Below are 21,220 nucleotides of genomic sequence, written 5' to 3' on the forward strand. Positions count from 1 at the left end.
TTTGCGTGACGCACCGAACTTGGGCGCCGCGTAGCATGCGCGTCCCTCAGATATCTGGGACGAAGCCGCTCGCGCGTTGAAGAACCTGAACCGTGAGATACACGGGGTTCGACTCACCGTCGCGCGACTATGCCTCGATACTACCACCCGAAACGCTGTACACGCCGCACGCGTTCACTGATCGCGAGATTGCCAGAGGTGTGGCTAGTGCTGCGGTGCCGCGGCGGCGCGCAACCCCGCGAGAATTGTGCGCGTTTCAGCGACATCCTCGTGCATGCGCGCGACAAGGCCATCGACTGAACTGAAAGGCAGCATCTCGCGAATGCGCTCAGCGAATCGCACCTCCATCTGCTTGCCGTAGAGATCGCCAGTGAAGTCGAGCACGAAGGCCTCGACCCGCGGCGCTCCCTCTGGCTCAAAGGTCAGATTCACCCCGACCGAAATAGCGGCGTCGCGCTCGACGCCATCGAACACGACCGAGCCGGCGTAGACGCCGTGCGCCGGTACGAGCCCCTCGATCTCTCCGCCGAGGTTTGCTGTTGGAAAGCCGAGCTCTCGCCCCCGGGCGTCGCCGTGCACAACCTCGCCGCGCACCGAGTGGCAGCGACCGAGCATGCCGCGGGCGGCGACGAGTTCACCCGACAGCACGGCGTTGCGAATGAGCGTTGACGACACCGCACGGGACTCATCATCGCCGACGCTCGCGACGACCTCGACCGTAAACCCAAGCTGCGGGCCGAGTTCGCGCAGCAGCGCGGCGTCGCCCGCACCGCGGTGCCCAAAGCGAAAGTCGTCGCCGAGGAGCACGTGGCGCACGCCGAGCTGACCGACGAGCACGCGCTCGACGAACTCGCGCGCGGGGATAGCGGCGAACGCCGCGTCGAATTCGACCATCACGCAGGTGTCAACCCCGGCGGTCTCGAGTAGTTCGAGGCGCTGGGCCCGGCTCGCAAGGGGTTGCGGGCACGCCTCGGGCCGCAGCAGGCTCAGCGGGTTGTTCGCGAACGTGAACACGACCGATTGCAGGCCGGCCGCCCGCGCGTTGCGCAGCAGCGAAGCGATGATCGCTCGGTGGCCGAGGTGCACACCGTCGAATTTTCCGACGGCAACGACGGTGCCGCCGGAATAGTCGGCGGGCTCGAGGCCCTCGATCGAGGTGACAAGCCGCATCAGGCGGCCTTCGTTTCTCGAGAGAGCCAGATCAGGCCGAGCACCGGCAGCACGAGCGGGATGAAGCCGTAGCCCTGCCCGAAGAACGACCAGACAGAGGGGTGCGCAAACAGCTCGGGCGCAGCGATGCTCAGTGTGCCGACCACGAGCACGCCAACGAGCTCGAACAGCAGTGCCGCCCACGCGATGGGCCGCCACACGCCCTTGCCTCGGCGAATGAGCGCGATCGTCGCAACGATGTACACCACGCCCGAGACGGCTGAGAGGATGTAGGCGAGCGGCGCCTCGTCGAACTTCGTGAGGATCTGGTAGACGGAGCGGAACGTCGCAGCGATCGCGAGGATGATGTAGACGGTGATGAGCACCCGCCCGAGCCCACTCATTCGCTCGCCGCGTGCTTCTGTCTGTCCGTTAGTTTCCAGGTTACTCACCCTTCGAGTGTACTCGCCCGCTAGCCCCAGATCACGAGCATGCGATAGGTCATCACGGCGACGGCGAACCCAACGACAGCGAGCACGAGGTTCGCGAAGCGGGTGCGGTCGATAAGCGCCCAAAACCCGGCTCCCAGCGGCAGCGCGAGCGCGACGATAAGGTACATCCAAAACTCGAGCAGGTCACCCGTCGCCGGATTGCCGGCGAACGGCGCGATGATCGAGATCACGATCTGCACGATGAGCAGGAGCGCGACGAGCACGGTCGCCCCCATGGTGTAGTCGTTTGGCGCCTGCTTTCGCAGCCCCTGCACGAGACACATCACGGCGGCGGCCAGCGACACCGCGATAGTCAGGTACCCAAACCAGGCGATCATGCTGCTCCTGCGCTTTCCTGTGACGGGAAGTTCGTGACGACGCGGGTGCGCCCGCCCTTCACCTCGACAAGGCCAACAAGCCGGTCGGCGGGGCTCCCCGACACCGTCGCAGACAGCACCGCTGCGACGAGCGGAGCCGGCGCCTGTCGTTCAGGATCGACCGGGAGCCGTTTGCCGTTCGCGAGATCGGTGGCCTCGCCCGCGGTGAGCTGCAGCTCGGGGAACAGCTTTCGCGCGATGTCGGCGGGGGTATGCAAGGTTCCCGGATCCGCCGGGGTCTCGCCGTCACCCACGAGCTGCGCGTGCGCCGTCGCGTCGCCGACCATGAACGGGCCGACGGCCGTGCGCCGCAGCGCCGTGAGGTGGCCGCCAACGCCGAGCGCCGCGCCAAGGTCGCGAGCGAGGGCGCGAATGTAGGTGCCCGTCGAGCAGCGCACGACAGCATCGATGTCGATGACGTCGACCGGGGCACCGTCTGGCCCCGGCACGCTAGTGAGGCGCGGCTCGCCGGTGTCGAAGCTGTATATCGTCACCGGCCGCTGCTTGAGAACCACGTCTTCGCCGTCGCGCACGCGGTCGTAGGCTCGCTTGCCGTCAACCTTGATGGCGCTTACCGCGCTCGGTGCCTGTTCGATCGGGCCGGTGAGCGCTCGCACGCCCGCGACGATGCGCTCGGGCCCTGCGAACACTTCGGCCACCGCGCCGGCGGGGGCGGTCGCGGTGACGTCGCCCTCGCGATCATCGGTCACCGTCGTCATGCCGAGGCGGATCGTCGTGGTGTACGTCTTGTCGAGGCCAACGAGATGCGTCAGCAGCCGCGTGGCTGGGCCAGCTCCGAGCACGAGCAACCCCGTCGCCATCGGGTCGAGCGTGCCGGCGTGGCCGACCTTCTTCGTGCCGAGCGCGCGGCGCGTCTTGGCGACGACGTCGTGGCTCGTCCACCCCTCGACCTTGTCGACGAGCAGGATCGCGCCCTGCGGCATATCTGCAAATCTCACCCCTCCAGCCTAACGGTGGGGGCGGCTCGCAGCTCCCCGGCTGCCGGTCGGGGCACGCTCGTAGAATTGCGGGGTGGAAACTACTGGCGCACCAGCCCCGCCGCGCTCCGAGCTCAGCGCGGCGCTCAACGCGTGGTTCGAGCTCAGCGCACGCGAGCTGCCGTGGCGGGCGCCCGACACCACCGCGTGGGGCGTGCTCGTGTCTGAGTTCATGTCGCAGCAGACTCAGGTCGAACGGGTAATTCCGCACTGGCTCGAGTGGATGGAGCGCTGGCCCACCCCTTCGGCGCTCGCGGCAGCAGAACCGGGAGAGGCGGTGCGGGCATGGAAGCGGCTCGGCTACCCCAGGCGGGCGCTGTGGCTGCACCGGGCCGCGGTCGAGATCGCCGAGCGGCACGGTGACAAAGTGCCTGCCGACGTCGACGCCCTGCTCGCCCTGACAGGCATCGGCCCGTACACCGCCCGCGCCGTCGCGGTGTTCGCGTTCGGCGACACGCACCCCGTCGTCGACACGAACACCCGTCGCGTGATCGCGCGCGCGGTTCAGGGCCGGGCGGCCGCGGGCATGCCGGCCGCCCGCGACCTCACCGACATGGCCGCACTGCTCCCGTCAGATCGCGCTGCTGCGGCGACCTTCAATGCCGCGGCGATGGAGCTCGGCGCGATCGTATGCACGGCCCGGGCACCCCGGTGCGACGCATGCCCGATCGCGAATATATGCGAGTGGCGCGGCGCCGGGTACCCCGACAACGCCCCCGAGAAGCGGCCGAAACAGGCGGCCTTCGAGGGCAGCGACCGGCAGGCCAGGGGCAAGATCATGGAGTTGCTGCGATCCGCCGACGCCCCCGTGGCCGTGGCAGACGCTGTCGCCGCGGCGCGTGCCGGGCGCCGCCCGCGAGGCGCGCCCGACCCCGCGCAGCCGCGGCGCGCCTACGACTCGCTCGTCGCCGACGGGTTGCTCGTCGAATTTGAGGGCCTCGTGCGGCTCCCCTAGCAGCCCGGCCGGTGAACCGGGAGTGAAGCAGAATTCATGCTGCTGTCACGCCCGCGACGAACTGCGGCCACGCTGTATAGACAACTTGGATACCTGTGCACCATTCGCCGTGCACGACAGAAAGGAATCCATGTCCATCGGCAGAATTGCGGGGCTCGCCCTCGCGGGCGCAGCGCTCCTCGGCGCGCAGGCGGCATTCCCGGCCGCGACCGCCGCCAGCGCGGTCACCCAGACCGAGATCGCGGCGCCCAGCGCGAGTCTCGAGAGCGGCCGCTACGTCGGCCCGCAGACCATCACGTTCACCGCCCAGCAGGGCGCGGAGATTCGTTACACCCTCGACGGCACCCACCCCACGCGGCTCAGTCCCGTCGCGGCGGGCCCCATCACGGTCGATAAGACCGCGAACATCACCGCCGTCGCCTTCACCGAGCGCGGCGAAAGCCTGCCGACGATCCGCGGCATCCTCATCAAGACCGCCGAGGAGCCGCTGTCTCAGTTCGCGGTAATGAGCGACATCCACCTCTCCACTGGCAGCGGCCCGTCGTGGGACAAGTGGACCGGGTACTTCGACACCCTTAAGCGCATCGCACCCAACCCCGACGCGATCATCTCCAACGGCGATCAGATCAACGACAACAACTTCAACACTGCGACGGATCATCAGTACCCGCGCACGATGCTCGAGCAGAACCTCGCCCGCACCGGCATGACCGACACGAAGATCATGATGTCGTTCGGCAACCACGACGACCGTGTGAACAAGATGGCTGAACAGTACCCCGACGAGTGGTTCCCCGGCGAGACCGGCTACTACGAGTCCGAGATCGGCGGCTTCCCCGCATTCGTCGTGAACACTGAGGCGTGGAACACGACGCAGGCGAACTGGCTGTACGGGCGACTCGACGCGCTCAGCAAGGACCCCGTGACGCAGGGCCAGCCGATCTTCGTCTTCGGCCACCGGCCGATCCCCGCGACCGTGTGGGATGGCGCGCAGTCGTCGAACTCGGGGCTGAAGACTAACCTCAGCGCGTTCCCGCAGGTCGTCTACTTCTCCGGTCACTCCCACCTGAACATCACCGACGAGCGGTCGATCCACCAGCAAGACTTCACCTCGGTGAACGAGGGCTCAATGTCGTACGAGGAGATCGACGGGAAGTTCCAGGCGTTCGGCCCCGGCCTCGCGAAAAACGCCACTGTCCCCACCGCGCAGTCCGTCGTCGTCGATGTCTACGCCGACCGCATCGAGATCGACCGCATCAACTACGCTGCAGACCCAGGCCGCACGTACACCGATGACGGAACGTGGAGCTTCCTCAACAACCCACCGTTCAAGTCGTCCGGCTCGCTCGCAGGCCCGACGTGGACCATCGCGCGCGGCGCGACGCCTGCCGAAACGAAGGCGAAGTTCACGTATACGCAGGCGAACCGCAACAAGGTCTCGCCGGTGTGGAGTGAACAGCAGCCGACCGTGCGCCAGACGGACACGGGCCCGGTGCTGCGTCTCCCCCAGGCAGCTGACGACCAGTTCGCCTCCGAGTACACCCTCGTCGTGCGCGACACCGAGACGGGAGCGATCACCCGACTCGTGCCGGCAAACGGGCGGATCTACTCCGACTACGTCGTCGCCCCGAAGCCCGCCGTGCTCGACATTCCGCTCGCGGTGCGCGCCGGCGACGCGGTCGGGAAGCCCATCGACCGCACCCTCGAGATCGGGCGCAGCTACGAAGCGACACTCACCGCATGGGATTCCTACGGCAACAAGAGCGAACCGCGCACCTTCACGTTTGTGGCCGGGGCGATCGACCGGAGCAAGGCCGACGCGGCGGCGGCAGCGGCCGAACCCACGCGCGAGCGAGTGGAGCGGATCCTCGGCAACACAGTACCCGCCGAAAGTGGCGATTTCGACTTCGCACTCGCCGACAGCGCTGCAGCCGGTGCCGCGTCGAGCGCGCTGCGCGAGCTCGTTGAGGCCGTGCCCGCGACTCAAGATGCCGCGGATGAGCTCGCGTGGTCGATCACCGATCGCGCGGCAGAGCTCGCCGCGCAGCTGTTGCCGGTGGATCGCGAGGCCCTGGCTGAGGCGATCGGTGCCGCCGAAACCGCGCTTGATGGTCGGGCCAAGGCTGCGCCGGCGACGGCTGAGGTAACGGCCGCAGCGGCGCAGCGGGCGACGGCGCCCACCACAGGCTCTCCAGCTGCGGCCGAGGCAACGCTCCGCTCCGAGCTTGCCGAGGCCCGGGCGCTGCAGCGCACGCTTAACGTGCAGCAGCAGGGGCTCGACACCGCCACGAGCGAGCTGCGCGGGGCGCTCGCGGCCTGGCAGGAGGCGACCGGGCCGGGAACCGGGCCAGGCGTAGGCGCCACCCCAGGCGGCACCGGCGTTCCCGGCATCGGAGGCTCGGGATCCGCATCCGGCTCGCTCGCAGAGTCGGGCGCGTTGATCGGAACCGGCATCGGCGTACTCGCGGCCGTTGCGATGGCGGCCGGAACGTGGCTACTCGTGGCCAGGCGCGCTCGGCCGGGCGAGGCCCAGTAGGGCCTGCAGGGCCCCGTGGCTGCGCGCTGAAATCAGTCGCGCGCCAACGGGGCCCGCCGTGCTGTGGCCGCTAGGCGCGTTCCTCGTCGTCCTCGAGCTCTTCTTCGTCGAGACCGTCTTCGTCTTCTTCGTCGAAGTCGTCGTCTGGCTCATCGTCGAGATCGTCGTCGTCAGACTCGCCCGCTTCGTCTTCGAGGTCTGCCTCGGTGCGCGGCTTCGCGTAGGGGTCGGCCTCGCCCGCGTACGCAGCGCCCGTTGCGAGCGCGCGGGCCTCGTCGTCGCGCCGCTTCGCCTCGGCGAGGAGTTCATTCATGTGGTCGGCCGACGCCGGCAGTTCGTCGTGGAGAAACTCGAGTGTCGGAGTGAGGCGGGTGCCCAGCTGCTTGCCGACCTCACTGCGGAGCATACCGGTCGCGGCCTTCAGGGCGGCAGCGGTATCCGCTTGCGACGCCTCGTCACCGTACACTGTGTAGAAAATACTTGCGTTCTGCAGGTCACCCGTGACGCGGACTTCCGTGATCGTCACGAACCCGAGCCGCGGGTCGCGCAGCCCCTTGTCGAGCCTGCGGGCGACGATCTGATGGATGCGCTCGGCAACCTTCCCTGCACGTGGATTACTCATAGCTCAAGCCTACCCGCGTTGGGCCGGGGCGCGCTGCTTTCGGGGCAGCCGCGGCGCCGGTCACATCGAGCGCTGGCACGCGCGTCAGCACCCTGCTCGTGCGCTGCCTAGACGCTCGCGGTACTAATGAGATAGTCGTCGACGAACATACGCAGCTTCTTCTGACCGTAGTCACCATGGAAGGTGTTCATATCGGGCTCGATTCTCACACGGTGCAACTCTTAATACCCGACCATAATCGTCGAGGTGAGCCTACAGTTCGGCGCCTGGCGCGCACGAATGTTGCGCATCGACACGTTGAACAGCCGTATGTACAGGCCCATCTGCTGTGGCTCCATATTGATTCAGCCTAACCGACGCGGCGCTGGCAATCGAGCGCCGGCCGTATCGGCCCTGGTGCCAGGCCACCAGCACAACGACACGAGGCCGGGGAAGCTCTCGCTCCCCCGGCCTCGTGATCGCAGCTACTCGTTAGCCGCGCGGCTTCTCGACCATCTCGGTGGTCTCGATCTCATCGCCGATCTGAATGTCGTTGAACTTGCCGAGACCGATACCGGCCTCGAAGTCCGTCTTCACCTCAGTGACGTCGTCCTTGAAGCGACGCAGCGACTCGATGGCGAGGCCATCGGCCACGACGACACCCTCGCGGATGACGCGTGCCTTCGCGTTTCGGGTAATGGTGCCCGAGCGCACGATGACACCGGCGATGTTGCCGAACTTCGACGAGCGGAAGACCTCGCGGATCTCCGCGACGCCCGACTGAACCTCTTCGTACTCCGGCTTGAGCATGCCCGTGAGCGATGCCTCAATGTCATCAAGCGCGTTGTAGATGACGTTGTAGAAGCGGATGTCGATGCCCTCGCGCGCAGCGCGCTCGCGAGCTTTGACGTCGGGGCGCACGTTGAAGCCGATGACGATCGCGTTGTCGATCGTGGCAAGATCCACGTCAGACTCGGTGATCGCGCCGACGCCGCGGTGGAGGATCCGGAGCTGAACCGAATCGTCGACCTCGATCTTCATGAGCGACTCTTCAAGCGCCTCAACAGCACCCGAAACGTCACCCTTGATGATGAGGTTGAGCGACTCAACCTTGCCGTCCTCAAGCGCCTTCGTGAACTCTTCGAGGCTGATGCGCTTGCGTGCCTTGGCCAGCATTGCGTTGCGCTCTGCCGCTTCACGCTTCTCAGCGATCTGGCGCGCGGTGCGATCTTCGGAGGTCACGATGAAGTTGTCACCAGCGCGCGGAACGGACGAGAGGCCCTGCACCGAGACCGGGCGCGACGGGAGCGCCTCGAGCACGGGGTCGCCGTTCTCGTCGTGCATCGCACGGACACGGCCATAGGCGGTGCCAGCAACGATCGCATCGCCGACGCGGAGCGTACCCGACTGAATGAGCACGGTAGCAACTGAACCACGGCCCTTATCGAGCTTGGCTTCGATCGCGACGCCGCGTGCTTCCTTATCGGGGTTCGCGCGCAGGTCGAGACCGGCGTCAGCGGTGAGCAGCACCGCCTCAAGCAGCTCGGTGATGCCGACGTTGTTCTTCGCCGAGACGTTGACGAACATGACGTCGCCGCCCCACTCCTCCGACACGAGGCCGAATTCGGTGAGCTGCTGACGCACCCGGTCGGGGTTCGCCTCTTCCTTATCGATCTTGTTCACCGCGACCACGATAGGCACGTTCGCCGACTGCGCGTGGTTCAACGCTTCAATCGTCTGCGGCATGATGCCGTCGTCAGCCGCGACCACGAGGATCGCGATGTCGGTGACCTGCGCACCACGGGCACGCATGGCGGTGAACGCCTCGTGGCCCGGGGTATCGATGAAGGTCAGTGCACGGTCCACGCCGTCATGCTGCGTGTGCACCTGGTACGCACCGATGTGCTGGGTGATGCCGCCGGCCTCGCCGCCGCCAACGTTCTCCTTGCGAATCGCGTCGAGCAGGCGGGTCTTACCGTGGTCAACGTGACCCATGACGGTGACAACGGGCGGGCGCGGCTTGAGCACGTCGTCGCCCTCTTCTTCAAGCTCAGCCTCGATGTCGATGTCGAAGGCCTCGAGAAGCTCGCGATCCTCGTCCTCGGGCGAGACGATCTGGATCTTGTAGCCCAGCTCCTCGCCGAGGATCTCGAACGTGGCCTGATCGAGCGACTCGGTCGCCGTCGCCATCTCACCGAGGTGGAACAGCACCGTCACGAGGTTCGAGGCACTCGTATCAATCTTGTCCGCGAAATCGGACAGCGAAGCGCCACGGCGCAGGCGGATCGGCGTCGAGCCGTTGCCACGAGGTACGCTGACGCCGCCAAGCGACGGCGCCTCGCGCATCTCAAATTCTGCCCGCTTCGCCCGCTTCGACTTGCGTGCCTTGCTCTTGGAGCCGCCGCGACCGAACGCGCCAGCCGTGCCCGCACCGCGGCCGCCACGGCCACGACCTGCGAACCCGCCTGCGGGGCGAGGAGCGCCGAAGCCGCCACCGGGGCCACCAGCGCCGCCGGGGCCGCCGCCTGGGCGGTTGAAGCCGCCGCCACCGGGGCGCGGAGCCCCACCGGGGCGCGGAGCGCCACCCGGACGGGGACCGCCGGGACGCCCACCGGGCGCACCTGGGCCACCGGGGCGCGGAGCTGCCGGGCGCGGGATGTTGCCGGGGTTCGGGCGGTTACGGCCCATGCCCTGGTTCGCTGCGAACGGGTTGTTGCCCGGACGCGGCGGGCGGGGAATGCCCATGCCCTGGCTCGATGCGAACGGGTTGTTCCCCGGGCGCGGGCCGTCGGCCTTCGGAGCGCCAGGCTTGGCAGCGCCGCCGGGCTTTGGTGCACCTGGCTTTGCAGCGCCGGGCTTTGCGTCGGCAGCGGGCTTTGCGCCCTCTGCGGCAGCGGCGGGCGCGGCCGATGCTGCCGGCGCGGGAGTTGTCTTGGGAGCAGCAGGGGCTGCAGGCGCCGGAGCGGCGGGCACTTCAGCTGCAGGTGCCGCGGGGGCAGCCGGAGCGGGCGCACCGGGCTTCGGGCCGGGGCGACCCGGCTTCGGCGCGGCGCCTGGCCTCTTCGGAGCCGCGGCCTTGGCCGGGGCTGCCTCAGTAGCTGCCTCGTCGCTCTTCACGAGCTCCGGGTGGTCCTTGACGAACGCCCGGAGCTTGCGCACCGTCGGGGGCATGATCGTCGAGGACGGGGTCTTGACGAACTCGTTGAGTTCGGCATTCAAAATCTCGACCGCTTTTTTGCTCTCAATTCCGAGCTCTTTAGCGATCTCGCTTACGCGTGGGTTAGCCACATTTCTCCTGTCTGGGTTCACGCCAGACAGGCGAGAACCAAAATTACCGGACGGGTCTCATAGTGAGCCGCTCATTACTTGTCCATCAGCATTTTCAGCCTGTTCTCTAGTGGTTGAGCATCGAGCTTCCCCGACGCCCTGAGTGCCCGCGTGAAGGTCCCACGCTGCACTGCAAGATTCATACACTCTGCGGTCTCGTGCACCCAAGCGCCTCGCCCTGGCAGCACAGCACGGTCATCGATAATCAGATGACCGTCACGCACCACCACACGAAGGAGTTCCGCGCGCGCCGCCCGTGTCCTACAGGCAACGCAAGTCCGAATCGGATCCATCTTACCAGCTTCCCGCTGACCGCACCCCCAGGCACACCCTATGTCGGGGCTGTGCCTGGGCGATGAGGTCGTGTTTCGTCGCCCAGAGACTCAATCATTCATGATTGAGTCTGGCTGAATGTCTGCGATCCAGACGTTCCCCGTCGCGCTGTGAGCGCTCCGGGAAACGCGCAAAGATCGCCATTCAGACTCAATCATTCATGATTGAGTCTGGCTGAATGTCGATCTTTGCGCCCGTGAGCTTCGCGGCGAGGCGAGCGTTTTGGCCCTCCTTGCCAATCGCGAGCGAGAGCTGGAAATCAGGGACGAGCGCGCGCACCTGCTTCAGCGATTCGTTCAGCATGAAGACATCGGTCACCTTCGCGGGCGACAGCGCGTTCGCAACGAACTTCGGCAGCTCGGGTGAGTAGTCGACGATGTCGATCTTCTCCTCGCCGAGCTCGCCCATGACGGCGCGCACGCGGCTCCCCATCTCACCGATGCAGGTGCCCTTGGCGTTGATGCCGGCCTGTTTCGCGCGCACGGCGACCTTGCTGCGGTGGCCTGCCTCGCGAGCGAGCGACACGATCTCGACGAGCCCCTCGCCGAGTTCGGGAACCTCGCGTTCGAACAGCTTGCGCACGAGCCCGGGGTGGGTGCGCGAAACGACGATCTGCGGGCCCTTCAGGCCCTTCGACACGCTCGTGACGTAGACGCGAATGCGGGTGCCGTGCGCGTAGTCTTCACCGGGCACCTGCTCCTCGGGAGGCAGAATCGCCTCGACCTCGCCGAGGTCGATGTGCACCATGCGGGGGTTCGGCCCCTGCTGAATGACACCGGAGACGACCTGGCCCTCTTTGTCTTTGAACTGGCCGAGCACGGCGTCGTCAGACAGGTCGCGCAGCCGCTGGTTGATGACCTGCTTCGCGGCGCTCGAGGCGACGCGGCCGAACTCGTCGGTGGTGACGTAGGCTTCGCCGATAACGTTGCCTTCGTCGTCGTGCTCTGGCACGAGCACGGCAATCTCGCCGCTCTTGCGGTCGAGCGTCACCCGCACGTCTTCGGTTGGGGGTACGGGGAGCGCCTGGTTCTCGGCGTGCCGCACGTAGGCAGTCTGGATCGCCTGCTCGATGATCTCAGCGAGCTCCTCAAAAGGAATCTCCCTCTCGCGTTCGAGCCCTCGCAGCATGGCAAGATCGATCTTCACGGTGTCCTCCTGGATATTGAGATGTCTATTCAGCTGTCTCGGCGGGTCGCCCCACTCGAGTAGTCCACCAGAATAGCCCACCGGGCCGAATATGGCCTCCCGGTACGCTTGCAGCATGACATTCGAAGTGGATCCGCACCCCCTGGCGCAGCTCGGCGTTGTGCTCGTTGCGGCCGGTCGCGGCGAGCGCCTGGGCGCGGGGGTGCCGAAGGCGTTCGTTGAGCTCGGCGGGCGCACGCTCGTTGAGCACTGCGTCGAGACCATCGTCAGCCTGCACGGCGGTGGGCACCTCGTCATCGTGGTTCCCGAGGAGGCCGCCGCGGCAACGCTCGAACTCGCCTCGCGGCTCGTTCCGGCTGGCTCCGCCTGGGAGGTTGCCGTGACGCCGGGCGGGCGCGAGCGACACGAGTCGGTGCGCTTCGGCGTTGCCGCGCTGCACGAGACGGTCGATCTCGTGCTCGTGCACGACGCCGCTCGCCCGCTCACCCCCGCGGCGCTGTTCGAGCGCGTCGGAGCCGAGGTACGGCGCACGGGCGCCTCGGTGATCCCGGCGCTGCCCGTCGTCGACACCCTCAAGCGCGTGAGCGCCGACCGGGTCGTGCACGAGACGGTGGATCGAGCACCGCTGGTCGCGGTGCAAACCCCACAGGGCTTCCCGCGCGAGCAACTCGCTGCGGCACACGATCGCCTCGGATCCGCCCCCGCCGGATCCGAGCCAACCGACGACGCCGAGGTCGTGCAGCGCGCCGGCGGCTCCGTGCGCACGGTCGAGGGCGAGACGCTCGCGCACAAACTCACGACGCCCGGCGACCTCGCGCTGCTCGAGGCGCTGCTTCAGGCACTGCTCGCCGAGCGGCGCCTTGCCACCACGCAGCCGGGAGGCGACCGATGAGCACACTGCCAGATATTCGCGTTGGATCGGGGTTTGACGTGCACGCCTACGACCACGCTGCCCCGCTGCGGCTTGCCGGCCTCGACTGGCCAGGCGAGCCCGGCCTCTCTGGGCACAGCGACGGAGACGCCGTCTGCCACGCGGTCGTCGACGCGCTGCTCGGGGCCGCGGGGCTCGGAGACATCGGCGGTCTCGTGGGGGTCGACGCGCCAGACACGGCGAACGCGGCCAGCACCGGCTTTGTGCGGCTCGCGCTCGAGAGGCTTGCCGCAGCGGGGTTTCGCCCGGTGAACGTTTCGGTGCAGATCGTCGGCAACCGGCCGAAGTTCTCGCCGCGCCGGGAGGAAGCCGAGCGTGTGATGACGGAGCTCGTTGGTGCCCCCGTCTCGCTCAGCGCGACGACGACCGACGGACTGGGGTTCACCGGTCGCGGGGAGGGCATCGCGGCTATCGCTACCGCGCTCATCGCGCGCTAGGTGTCGCGCACGCCCGGGCCCGCCCCGATAGGGCGGAGCATACGCTGCGCAGCGCGGGCACATCACCCCAGCGGGCTGATCGGCAAGCGCGGCTCACGGGAGCGCGACGTGGACCGGCGTGACTCGGCCACGCTCTACGGCAAACCCGCGGCCGGGCGGAAAATCGGCCCGTGAAACCCGCCCCAGGCTCTCGCGAAACGGCGTCTGCCCCTCGCCGTCGTCTGGTTGCAGCGCCAGGCCCCACGTTGGCTGTTTCAGCGCCGTAAACAGTTCCCACACTCCCCCGCCTGTGCCCTGCTCAAACTCGAACAGCACGAGCTCACCCGCTCGCCGCGCCACCTTCGCAAGCGCTACGAGCTGCGGCAGCGCCTCGCTACCCTCCGCGTCCGTGGCACGCTCAACGACGATCACCCCGCGGCTGCCGCGCCGCGGAAACTCGATCGCCAGGTCAGCGGCCGCGTGCGGCATCGCGGCCGAGCGTGCCGCCCGGCCCAGCCCCACGGGTTCGTCATCCCCAGACAGACTGAGATCGTCGCCGATCACCCCAACGAGCGAGGGCATCGGCCGGTGCGGCTTCCCGCCGAGAGCAGCAACGAGTGCGCCGGCAAGCTCGGTCACGGCTGCATCTCCCCTGGCTACCCTGTCCCACTCCACGGTTTCGGCGCCGGTCTCACTCTGCGGCGCGAGGGTGAGTAGCACCCGATCCACCGCTTCGTCATTGCCCTGCGACATGCGCTCGATCGCGCGCACGCAACTGCGAACCGCGGTCGAAAGCCCGGCACCGGCGGGGCCAGCGACCACGCCGAGTCCGCTAACTGGCAGTCCCACGCTCGCCAGGGTGTCGGTCTGCACGCCGAAGACCGGGCGGCCCCCTGTTGTAGCGGGCAGGTCTGTGAGGAGTATGCGCTCGGGAGCATTGCGAAGCGCCACCGGGGGCACGATCGGGGCTGCTCGCAGCCGCTCCGCCAACGCAGACAGCGCGTCGGCCTGCGCCGCGAGGTCGGGCTCCGCGCTGCTGAGCGCGAGCTGTAGTTCTTCACCCCGACCGGCGAGCACCCCGCGGCCGGGCGGGGCTCCCTCGAACGCCTCGGGCGACACACCGACATAGGCGTACTCGCTCGGAGACGCAAGCCGCAGCACAAACTGCGCCTGCACGCTTGCGGCGAGCGCTGCCGGCACCGCCGCCGGCCGATCAGCCGTCAGCACCACGTGCACCCCGACTGCCCGCCCCGAACGCATAATGCCCGCAAGTCGCTGCGCCGCGGCAGCTTGCTGGCCGGCCCCCTCAAAAACTTGGGCAACAGCCCCGAAGCCGTCGATGAGTAGCAGCACCCTTGGGGCGGCCCGGCTGCCACCGGCAGCTTGGGCCCGGTATGCGGCGAGGCTGCTCGCCCGCGCCTCGGCGAAGGCTGCCCCGCGCTCAGTGATGACCTCCTCGATGTGTCTCAGGATTCGCTGCGTGAGTTCGACGTCGGCGAGCTGCGCGACTCCGCCCACGGTCGGGAGCGCCGAGAGCGCATCGAGGCTGCCCCCGCCAGCGTCGATTGCGTAGATGTGCACCGGGTCGTTTGCCGCGCCCGCACTCACCGCGACTGCGAGCGTCAGGAGAGCCGTGGTTTTGCCCGCGCCGCCGGCGCCGAAGACCGCAACGTTGCCGACCTCGTCGAAGTTTATGGTGACCGGGTCTTGCGACTGCTCCTCGGGGTGGTCGGCCAGACCGAACGGCGTGCCCTGTCTCGGCTGGGCCAGAACATCTTCGAGCGCTACCCGTTCAGGCAGCGGCGGGAGCCACGGCCTCCGCGGCTGCCGTAGCTCACACGCTGTCGCGGCTGCAATGAGCGAATCGCGCAGCCGCTCAATGTCGCGGGCGGGCTGGGTTTGGGGCTGAGTTTGGGGCTGAGTTTGGGGCTGGGCTTGGGGCTGGGTTCGGCTTTGGGGCCGCGCCTGTGGCCGCGCCCGTGGCCGCGCCCCACTCTGCCCGCGCTCGCCCGGAATGACCCACGGCGGGCCCTCGGCGAACCCCAGCGATCTCACCTCGAGCCCGGTGCCAGCCGATCCCTGCGTGGCGCGCCCACCAACGTAGCCGGTTTGAAAGTGTGAAATTCTGCCTGGCCCAACCTTGATCGCACCGCGCCCGGGGGTCTCAGGCGCAAAAAAGGCCGCGTCGGGCACGCCAATGACATCGTTCGAGTCTCCCTCGTCGGCCATGCGGAGGGCCACGCGCAGGTTCGTGTTCGCCCGCAGGTTGTCGGTGACCACGCCCGCCGGCCGCTGCGTCGCCATGATCAGGTGGAGCCCGAGCGAGCGCCCGCGCTGCGCGACGTCTATGACTCCGTCGACAAACTCGGGCACGTCATTGACGAGCGCGGCGAATTCGTCGATCACGATGACCAGCACCGGCGGGGCCGCCGGGTCGGAGCGCTGCTCCAGGGTGATCAGGTCTTTCGCGTTGTGCTCGGCGAGGAGCTCCTCGCGGCGGCGAAGCTCCGCCCGCAGCGACGTGAGCGCGCGCCGAACCAGGTGTGGCGAGAGATCGGTGACCAGCCCAACGGTGTGCGGCAGATCAACGCACTCGGCGAATGCCGCCCCGCCCTTGTAATCGATGAGCAGCAGCGTCAGCCTGTCGGGGCTGAGGTTCGCGGCGAGGCTCATGATCCAGCTCTGCAGAAACTCCGACTTGCCCGAGCCTGTCGTACCCCCGACGAGGGCGTGAGGACCGTGCGCGCGGAGATCTAGTGCCACCGTCGCGTCGCTGCCGTGGCCGACGACGGCCCGCAGCGCCACGGGCTCACGCTCGTCGCCACGTCGCCACTGGCGCATGACACTGCCCGAGCGTTCCCAGCTTTGGGCGATTGGGGCGTGCCCGCCAAGCAGATCGACGCCGTGGAGCTCCCGGAGTTGTACACGCTGGGGCAAATCTGACTCGTCGAGTGCGCGCGCCGCGGTGTCGTCGACGGGTGAGATCGCCCTCGCTAGGCTCGCGGCGACTGCGGTGTCGGCATGCTCGACGCGATTGAGCTGCACGACGCGGCGCTGGCGCACGAAGCTGACAGTCGCGGCACCCAGCTCGACGAAGGTGCGGCAGGCAGCCGGAATATGCGCAGTTTCTGCCGCAACCCAGATGAAGTGAATCCCGAGGTCGGGGCCGGCCTCGGCGAGCGCGATAAGCCGGGGGCGGTGCGCAGGCACGATCTCGCCGTCGAGCACGAGCACGGTTATCACTGGCGTCATCGGTAGATCGCTGACGGCCGGCTCGCCCAGCGCACCTCCCGACTCGGCGCTGAGGTGGGAACGGATTGTCGCCTTTGCACTGCGGCTGCCACCGCCGCCGCTCCGGCCGTCGGCCACGGCCTCGAGCGCACTGAGGAGCGTCGCTGCAGACTTCTCGGAGTCGGCGAGCTGCCACACCGGAATCGGGCTACCGACGTGATCAACGTGGGGCAGCCATTTGAGCCACTCCCAGCCAACGTAGTTCTCTGGGGCGTGGGCGGCGTCTCGTGTGGCACCGGCGAACACAGCGAGGGCGAGCTCGGCCGGTGAGTGCAGCCCGACGAGCTGCAAGAGGAGCGAGCGCGCAAGCCCCGCAGTGGCTTCGACCGGGCCGGCCAACCCGATTGAGCCGCAGCGATCGAGTCGCTCGGTCACCGGAACGGGCGTCACGGTCGAAAACTCCTGTTCGATGGCCCGCAACGTCGCCCATTGCTCGGCGAGCGCATCACCGCGCTTGGGCAGTCTGATCTCGGTGCGGCTCGGCAGCTCACCCTCGCCAAAGCGCAGCTCGAGAAAGCTGCCGTGTTCTGGCCTGCGGCACCACAGCAAGCGCGACTGAGAGCTCATCGCCTCAAATATCTCCGCGTGCGTTGGCGTCTCGCGCCCCCGCACCAAGATCTCCTCGGCCCGGCTTGCCGCCAACTGTTCGCGTTCGGAGGCGATCGAGTCTGCAAACCCAGCATCGTCGCGCCCGCGTTTTCTTCGCGAAGCGAGGCGCCCGTCGAGCCACGCCCCGATCATCATGATTGGCGTGAAGGCGACCATCACCAGGCTCATGGGCGACCGGGTGATCGCAAACATGGCCGTGCCCATGAGCATGGGGGCGAGCATGGCCAGCAGCGGAATGCGGTTGCCGGCGGCTCGCTGCGGGGGCGCGGGGAGTTCTCGGGAGGTCACGGGAAACGTCGGATCGACCCGTGGCGCCCTGGTGTGCTCGCGCCTGTGGTCGAGGAGAGGCTCACCGCCGGGCACCGGCGCCGCGGCGTGGACGCTCGCGAGGGCCTCGCCCCGCGAGGCTACCCCCACGGGCGCCAAGGCGTTCGGCGCAGTGCTCGACCGCGCCGGGCCGAACGGCGTGATGCGAAGCGTCACGGTGCCGAGGGTGACATCGAGTACGCGTTCGAGCGGCAGCGATTGGAATCGCTGCCCGAGCGACTCGATGCCGTTCGCGGAGCCGAGGTCGCGCAAGACGATGCGTTCCCCGGCTTCAATGACGGCGTGCCGCCGAGAGACGCTGCGGTCGTCAAGCCGCACGCGACTGTGTTCGTCTCGCCCCACCATGTTGCTCCCCGATACGAGGCTGAAGCGCGCGCCCGCTTGTTCCCCGGTGAGCACCTCGACGAGCCCAACCGCGGGAATGAGGCGGGGGGCGTTGGTATCGAACTCACCCACGACGCGGATTCGCCAGCCCGACTGGATGCCCGACTGGCCGATGGGCGCGCCAGGGTCAAGCAAATACTCTCGCTCGCGCGCGGGGCCACCAATGAGGGTCACGTGGCCGAACCGGAGTGCCGAAAACTCCTCGATATTGGTTCCGCGAAAGGCTCCCGAGCGAATCAGCGCGTCAGCGACCTCCCGCACCGTGGTCGTGACATCGCACGCGAGCGTGACATCGTGTTCGGTGTTGCCCGCGAGCGCCAGCGAGAGTTTGAGCTTCACGGCTCGATCTCCGCTTCGATGCTGTCGAGGAAGGCGTCGCGCTCCTCCACGTCCACATGCCACGACGATAGCGACGAGTGCACCGAACACGGTGCGTAGGCTTTAAGTATCAACCCGTCCGGGTTCCCGTCGAAGCCCATCATCGCCCCGTCTTCGCGGTCTGCCCGAAAGACCGTGAACTCGGGCGTTGGCGGGCCGTAGAGGTCGGTGACGACCCACCCCTCGGCCTCCCAGGCGGCGCGGATGCGTAGGGCGGCCCCGAGCGGATCGGGTGCATCGAGGAGCAGGGCGCTTTCGTTGAGCCTTCCACCCGTGCCGCAGGCCTTGGGAATCATGGACCCGAGCACGGTGAGTCGGTTCTCAGGAGCCCCGTCCCAGTCGACCCTGTCGGCCCCGAACGGCACAAACCACCCCTCGGTAATCCCTACGGCCGCAATGCCCTCGTTGAGCTGCGATTCCACCCACAGCAGCTGCTCGACGAACGTCATGCTCGTGAAGCGCCTCGGCTCTGAAATCATGGGAACCCCCTCTGGCACGCAGCCGGTGACGCCGAGCAGCGCGAGCGCCGCGAGCGCTCCGACGCCGCGGCGCGAGTATCGTTGCTTTCGCATGGTTAGTCATTCCTTTCAGCGGGCATGCGCCACTGGCCGACGTAGCCCGTGTGCTTGTCCACGATCTTGACAACGGGTTGCGCTTCGGTGACGACGAGGTCGAGCCCGTCGGGCCCCGCGATGAGCCCCGTCGTCGCGCGAGCCGTCGTGTCGAGCGCCTGCGTCTCGTTGTCGCCGTACCCGCGCCCCGCCGAGGCAGTCATGCCCGCGATGCCTGCCGTCTTGCCGGCGCCGACGAACGAGTGCCCGTCGGTGCCCTTCAGCCCACGCGCAGGGTCGCCCTCCGACGAGAATGCGATGACCCCGCCGTACACCGGCACCCGCTGCTCGAGGCCGAGTAGCGCTCGCGCGTCGGGGGTGGGGAGGCCGCGCTCGGCCTGCGCCGCCCCCGTCGGGGCGAGCCTGTCTCGTGCCGCCGAGGTCGCGAAGACCGCCAGTTGGCCCGGCGTGAGCTCTCGCACGTTCAGAGAGCCGAGGCTCGGCACGGCCTCGGTGTCGAGCCCGGCCGAGCCGAGCATCACGAACGAGTCGACGGGGTGCTTCGTCTTGGTGAGCGCGATGGCTGCCATGGTCGTGCCGTAGGAGTGCGCCACCACCCCGATAGCTGGCAGCCCGGCGTCGGCCGCCTCCCGCGCCGCCGCCATGCCGTCGAGCTCGGCGGCGAGCCGCCCGGCACCAAGGCTCGCCGAATCCGAGCGAAACACCTCGGAGTTTGGCAGCATCGCGGGGGTGTCGTACCCGAGCCAGGCCACGACCCCAGGGCCACCACCTTCGAAGCGTGGCAGGAGGGCCTCTTGCGCCTCGTACAGATTTCGCGCCGCCACGTCCCAAGTGGGGAGCGCGGTGTGGGCGTCGCTGCCCATACCCGCGGCTTGAAAGGTGGTATGAGACGACGTGTCGAGGTCGCCATAGCCGATGGCCGCCCTCGGCACGGGCCCGCTGAGGTCAAATGCCAGTACCTGAATCGGCGGTTTTGGCGACCGCTGCCGCGCCTCATCGTCGAGTATGCGCTGCGCCTCGGCCACGAGCGTCAGCTGCTCGGGGGTGAGCGTCTGCGGGTACTCTCTGTAGAATGCCACGAGCTCTCGGTTGGCCCGGTCACGCACCGATGGCAGCAGGCCCGGCAGGTTGCCGATCACCCACGGCACGCTGCGAATCAGCTCCTCGCGCACGGACTCATCGAGCCCAGCCCACTTCTCGGCGACGAAGGCAGGGGCTGGCGGAGCGTCCCAGACTTTCGCACCGTCTGCAGAGTCGAGTAGCTCGCGCAACTCCGGATGAAAGGTGCGCGTCGTTCGAATCCCCGCACGGACTCCGCCGATTTCGCCGGTGAGGCCAACCGCGATCGCCCGCCGACGACCTCCCGGCATGCCGGCGCCGACGGTGATGAGCTCCCCAACCGAGGTGCGCCCCAGCCGCTCTGCGACGGCGCCCTCGCACAGCAGCCGCTCCTCTTGCAGCTCAGACCAGCGCCGCACGCAGCGACGCACCTCGGCGAGCTCGAGCTGCCATTCGAGCACCGTGTTCAGCCATCGTGTGCGGTACCCATCGCGCAACCCCGAAATCAGTTCGGCCACCCCGGCCGTGTCTGCCGGCCCAGCCCCCGCGCGCAGCCTCGGCTCAGGCAGCGCCGCTGGCGGCGGCGTATCCCAGCTGTAGCTGAAGGGCGCCGCAATCACGTCGCAGATTTGCGCGATCGATTGCAGCGCCGCGGCTATGCTCCCCAGCGCCCGCTCCGCGCTGGCCCACACCTGATCGGCCTCGCGGTGAATCTCCGCGACCTGCGCCGCATAGCTCTGCACCGCTGACTTCGCCTCGTCTGCCGAGTCTTCGAGTGCAGCGACACCGGGGAACAACCCGCGACCCAACCGCGCATGTAGCCGCTCCACCGCCGCGCTCTCGAGCCCCGCGATGGCCTCCTGCGCAGGTCGCGCCGCGGTCACATACTGCACCGCGTCGTAACGCACGTTCGTGAGGTATTGGCTCACCGCGTTGATTTCCTCGACCGTTCCGGCCCGTGGCGTACCACGCAGCAGCACGCCGACGCTCGGTGGCACGGGTCGACCAGCGGCACCCATCACGGGGCCTCTCCAAGCACGAACCCTGCTGGCAGCGCCGCCGCGATCTCGGCGTCGAGCTCGGCGCTCTGCGCAAGTATGTCGGCGAGCGCTAGGGTCGCCGAATGCGCGGCGTCGGAGAGCGCTGCGCGCGACACCGCAAGCCCGCGTAGATACAGGTCGAGCTCGGCGCGCAGCGCACTGAGCGTCGCGGGAGTCGGTGGGCGCTTCGCCGCACCGCTGCGCATCACCTCGGCGGCGCTGGCAAAACCCCGTGCGGCTGACTCCAGCACCGCGTCATTGAGCTGCAGATTCTCTGACATGGCGGAGACACCTGCCCGG

At 68.2% G+C, this 21,220-nt stretch carries 16 protein-coding genes; 4 read left to right on the top strand and 12 right to left on the bottom strand.

The features are described from left to right. Positions 1 to 204: 204 nt before the first annotated feature. The 4 genes from ABD115_RS13480 to truB all read right to left on the bottom strand — a co-directional run bounded on the left by ABD115_RS13480 (position 205) and on the right by truB (position 2,961). A complete protein-coding gene (locus tag ABD115_RS13480; protein ID WP_343961718.1) occupies positions 205 to 1,170 on the bottom strand; it encodes a bifunctional riboflavin kinase/FAD synthetase in 966 nt (321 codons plus the stop codon). Further along, complete coding sequence (locus tag ABD115_RS13485) at positions 1,170 to 1,553, bottom strand: hypothetical protein (protein ID WP_343962071.1); 384 nt, start codon at positions 1,551 to 1,553, stop codon at positions 1,170 to 1,172. The genes ABD115_RS13480 and ABD115_RS13485 overlap by 1 nt, the downstream gene beginning before the upstream one ends. A 68-nt stretch (positions 1,554 to 1,621) precedes the next feature. Then, the gene (locus tag ABD115_RS13490) at positions 1,622 to 1,978 is read right to left on the bottom strand and encodes a hypothetical protein (protein WP_343961720.1); all 357 of its coding nucleotides are present in this window, start codon (positions 1,976 to 1,978) and stop codon (positions 1,622 to 1,624) included. After that, positions 1,975 to 2,961: a tRNA pseudouridine(55) synthase TruB gene (gene truB, locus ABD115_RS13495; RefSeq protein WP_343962073.1), complete on the bottom strand. Its 987-nt coding sequence runs from the start codon at positions 2,959 to 2,961 to the stop codon at positions 1,975 to 1,977. Before truB ends, ABD115_RS13490 begins: the two co-directional genes overlap by 4 nt. An 88-nt stretch (positions 2,962 to 3,049) precedes the next feature. Here truB and ABD115_RS13500 point away from each other — a divergent pair, with 88 nt between their 5' ends. Together ABD115_RS13500 and ABD115_RS13505 are read left to right on the top strand one after the other, a co-directional pair. Then, positions 3,050 to 3,970 carry an HhH-GPD family protein gene (locus ABD115_RS13500; protein ID WP_343961721.1) on the top strand — a complete coding sequence of 307 codons (921 nt, stop codon included), beginning with the start codon at positions 3,050 to 3,052 and terminating at the stop codon, positions 3,968 to 3,970. A 130-nt stretch (positions 3,971 to 4,100) separates the two neighbouring features. Further along, entirely contained in the window at positions 4,101 to 6,506 is a 2,406-nt protein-coding gene (locus ABD115_RS13505) for a chitobiase/beta-hexosaminidase C-terminal domain-containing protein (RefSeq protein WP_343961722.1), read from the top strand. Between the two features lie 70 nt (positions 6,507 to 6,576). On the opposite strand, the gene rbfA is transcribed toward ABD115_RS13505, so the two are convergent. The 4 genes from rbfA to nusA form a co-directional block, all read right to left on the bottom strand. Continuing rightward, positions 6,577 to 7,128, bottom strand: a complete 552-nt coding sequence (rbfA, locus tag ABD115_RS13510) for a 30S ribosome-binding factor RbfA (protein WP_343961723.1) — start codon at positions 7,126 to 7,128, stop codon at positions 6,577 to 6,579. A gap of 471 nt (positions 7,129 to 7,599) precedes the next feature. Next, positions 7,600 to 10,395 carry a translation initiation factor IF-2 gene (infB, locus tag ABD115_RS13515; RefSeq protein WP_343961724.1) on the bottom strand — a complete coding sequence of 932 codons (2,796 nt, stop codon included), beginning with the start codon at positions 10,393 to 10,395 and terminating at the stop codon, positions 7,600 to 7,602. Positions 10,396 to 10,469: 74 nt separating this feature from the next. After that, positions 10,470 to 10,727 carry a YlxR family protein gene (locus ABD115_RS13520; RefSeq protein ID WP_343961725.1) on the bottom strand — a complete coding sequence of 86 codons (258 nt, stop codon included), beginning with the start codon at positions 10,725 to 10,727 and terminating at the stop codon, positions 10,470 to 10,472. A gap of 190 nt (positions 10,728 to 10,917) precedes the next feature. Beyond that, positions 10,918 to 11,913, bottom strand: coding sequence for a transcription termination factor NusA (gene nusA / locus ABD115_RS13525; RefSeq protein ID WP_343961726.1), 996 nt, complete (start codon positions 11,911 to 11,913; stop codon positions 10,918 to 10,920). Between the two features lie 115 nt (positions 11,914 to 12,028). Here nusA and ispD point away from each other — a divergent pair, with 115 nt between their 5' ends. Next, positions 12,029 to 12,805 (top strand): 2-C-methyl-D-erythritol 4-phosphate cytidylyltransferase, encoded by a 777-nt coding sequence (ispD, locus tag ABD115_RS13530; RefSeq protein ID WP_343961727.1) that lies wholly within the window; start codon positions 12,029 to 12,031, stop codon positions 12,803 to 12,805. Beyond that, on the top strand, positions 12,802 to 13,281 hold the full coding sequence (gene ispF, locus ABD115_RS13535) for a 2-C-methyl-D-erythritol 2,4-cyclodiphosphate synthase (protein WP_343961728.1): 480 nt from the start codon (positions 12,802 to 12,804) through the stop codon (positions 13,279 to 13,281). Before ispD ends, ispF begins: the two co-directional genes overlap by 4 nt. Positions 13,282 to 13,374: 93 nt before the next feature. On the opposite strand, the gene ABD115_RS13540 is transcribed toward ispF, so the two are convergent. Genes ABD115_RS13540 through ABD115_RS13555 form a run of 4 tightly spaced genes read right to left on the bottom strand, consistent with a single transcriptional unit; the run spans position 13,375 to position 21,201 of the window. After that, on the bottom strand, positions 13,375 to 18,210 hold the full coding sequence (locus ABD115_RS13540; RefSeq protein WP_343961729.1) for a type VII secretion EssC family protein: 4,836 nt from the start codon (positions 18,208 to 18,210) through the stop codon (positions 13,375 to 13,377). Beyond that, on the bottom strand, positions 18,207 to 18,821 hold the full coding sequence (locus tag ABD115_RS13545) for a hypothetical protein (RefSeq protein ID WP_343961730.1): 615 nt from the start codon (positions 18,819 to 18,821) through the stop codon (positions 18,207 to 18,209). Before ABD115_RS13545 ends, ABD115_RS13540 begins: the two co-directional genes overlap by 4 nt. Positions 18,822 to 18,823: 2 nt before the next feature. After that, complete coding sequence (locus ABD115_RS13550) at positions 18,824 to 20,899, bottom strand: alpha/beta fold hydrolase (RefSeq protein WP_343961731.1); 2,076 nt, start codon at positions 20,897 to 20,899, stop codon at positions 18,824 to 18,826. After that, positions 20,899 to 21,201: a hypothetical protein gene (locus ABD115_RS13555; RefSeq protein ID WP_343961733.1), complete on the bottom strand. Its 303-nt coding sequence runs from the start codon at positions 21,199 to 21,201 to the stop codon at positions 20,899 to 20,901. Before ABD115_RS13555 ends, ABD115_RS13550 begins: the two co-directional genes overlap by 1 nt. Positions 21,202 to 21,220 lie beyond the last annotated feature (19 nt).

It is taken from the genome of Leucobacter albus (assembly GCF_039528015.1).
Classification (GTDB): domain Bacteria; phylum Actinomycetota; class Actinomycetes; order Actinomycetales; family Microbacteriaceae; genus Leucobacter; species Leucobacter albus.

What these genes read in the sequence shown, in the direction of transcription:
- truB (WP_343962073.1), bottom strand. Translation starts at nt 2,961, where the DNA reads ATGCCGCAGGGCGCGATCCTGCTCGTCGACAAGGTCGAGGGGTGGACG.
- ispF (WP_343961728.1), top strand. Translation starts at nt 12,802, where the DNA reads ATGAGCACACTGCCAGATATTCGCGTTGGATCGGGGTTTGACGTGCAC.
- ABD115_RS13550 (WP_343961731.1), bottom strand. Translation starts at nt 20,899, where the DNA reads ATGGGTGCCGCTGGTCGACCCGTGCCACCGAGCGTCGGCGTGCTGCTG.
- ABD115_RS13555 (WP_343961733.1), bottom strand. Translation starts at nt 21,201, where the DNA reads ATGTCAGAGAATCTGCAGCTCAATGACGCGGTGCTGGAGTCAGCCGCA.
- ABD115_RS13490 (WP_343961720.1), bottom strand. Translation starts at nt 1,978, where the DNA reads ATGATCGCCTGGTTTGGGTACCTGACTATCGCGGTGTCGCTGGCCGCC.
- ABD115_RS13520 (WP_343961725.1), bottom strand. Translation starts at nt 10,727, where the DNA reads ATGGATCCGATTCGGACTTGCGTTGCCTGTAGGACACGGGCGGCGCGC.
- ABD115_RS13505 (WP_343961722.1), top strand. Translation starts at nt 4,101, where the DNA reads ATGTCCATCGGCAGAATTGCGGGGCTCGCCCTCGCGGGCGCAGCGCTC.
- ABD115_RS13480 (WP_343961718.1), bottom strand. Translation starts at nt 1,170, where the DNA reads ATGCGGCTTGTCACCTCGATCGAGGGCCTCGAGCCCGCCGACTATTCC.
- ispD (WP_343961727.1), top strand. Translation starts at nt 12,029, where the DNA reads ATGACATTCGAAGTGGATCCGCACCCCCTGGCGCAGCTCGGCGTTGTG.
- ABD115_RS13545 (WP_343961730.1), bottom strand. Translation starts at nt 18,821, where the DNA reads ATGCGAAAGCAACGATACTCGCGCCGCGGCGTCGGAGCGCTCGCGGCG.
- rbfA (WP_343961723.1), bottom strand. Translation starts at nt 7,128, where the DNA reads ATGAGTAATCCACGTGCAGGGAAGGTTGCCGAGCGCATCCATCAGATC.
- ABD115_RS13485 (WP_343962071.1), bottom strand. Translation starts at nt 1,553, where the DNA reads ATGAGTGGGCTCGGGCGGGTGCTCATCACCGTCTACATCATCCTCGCG.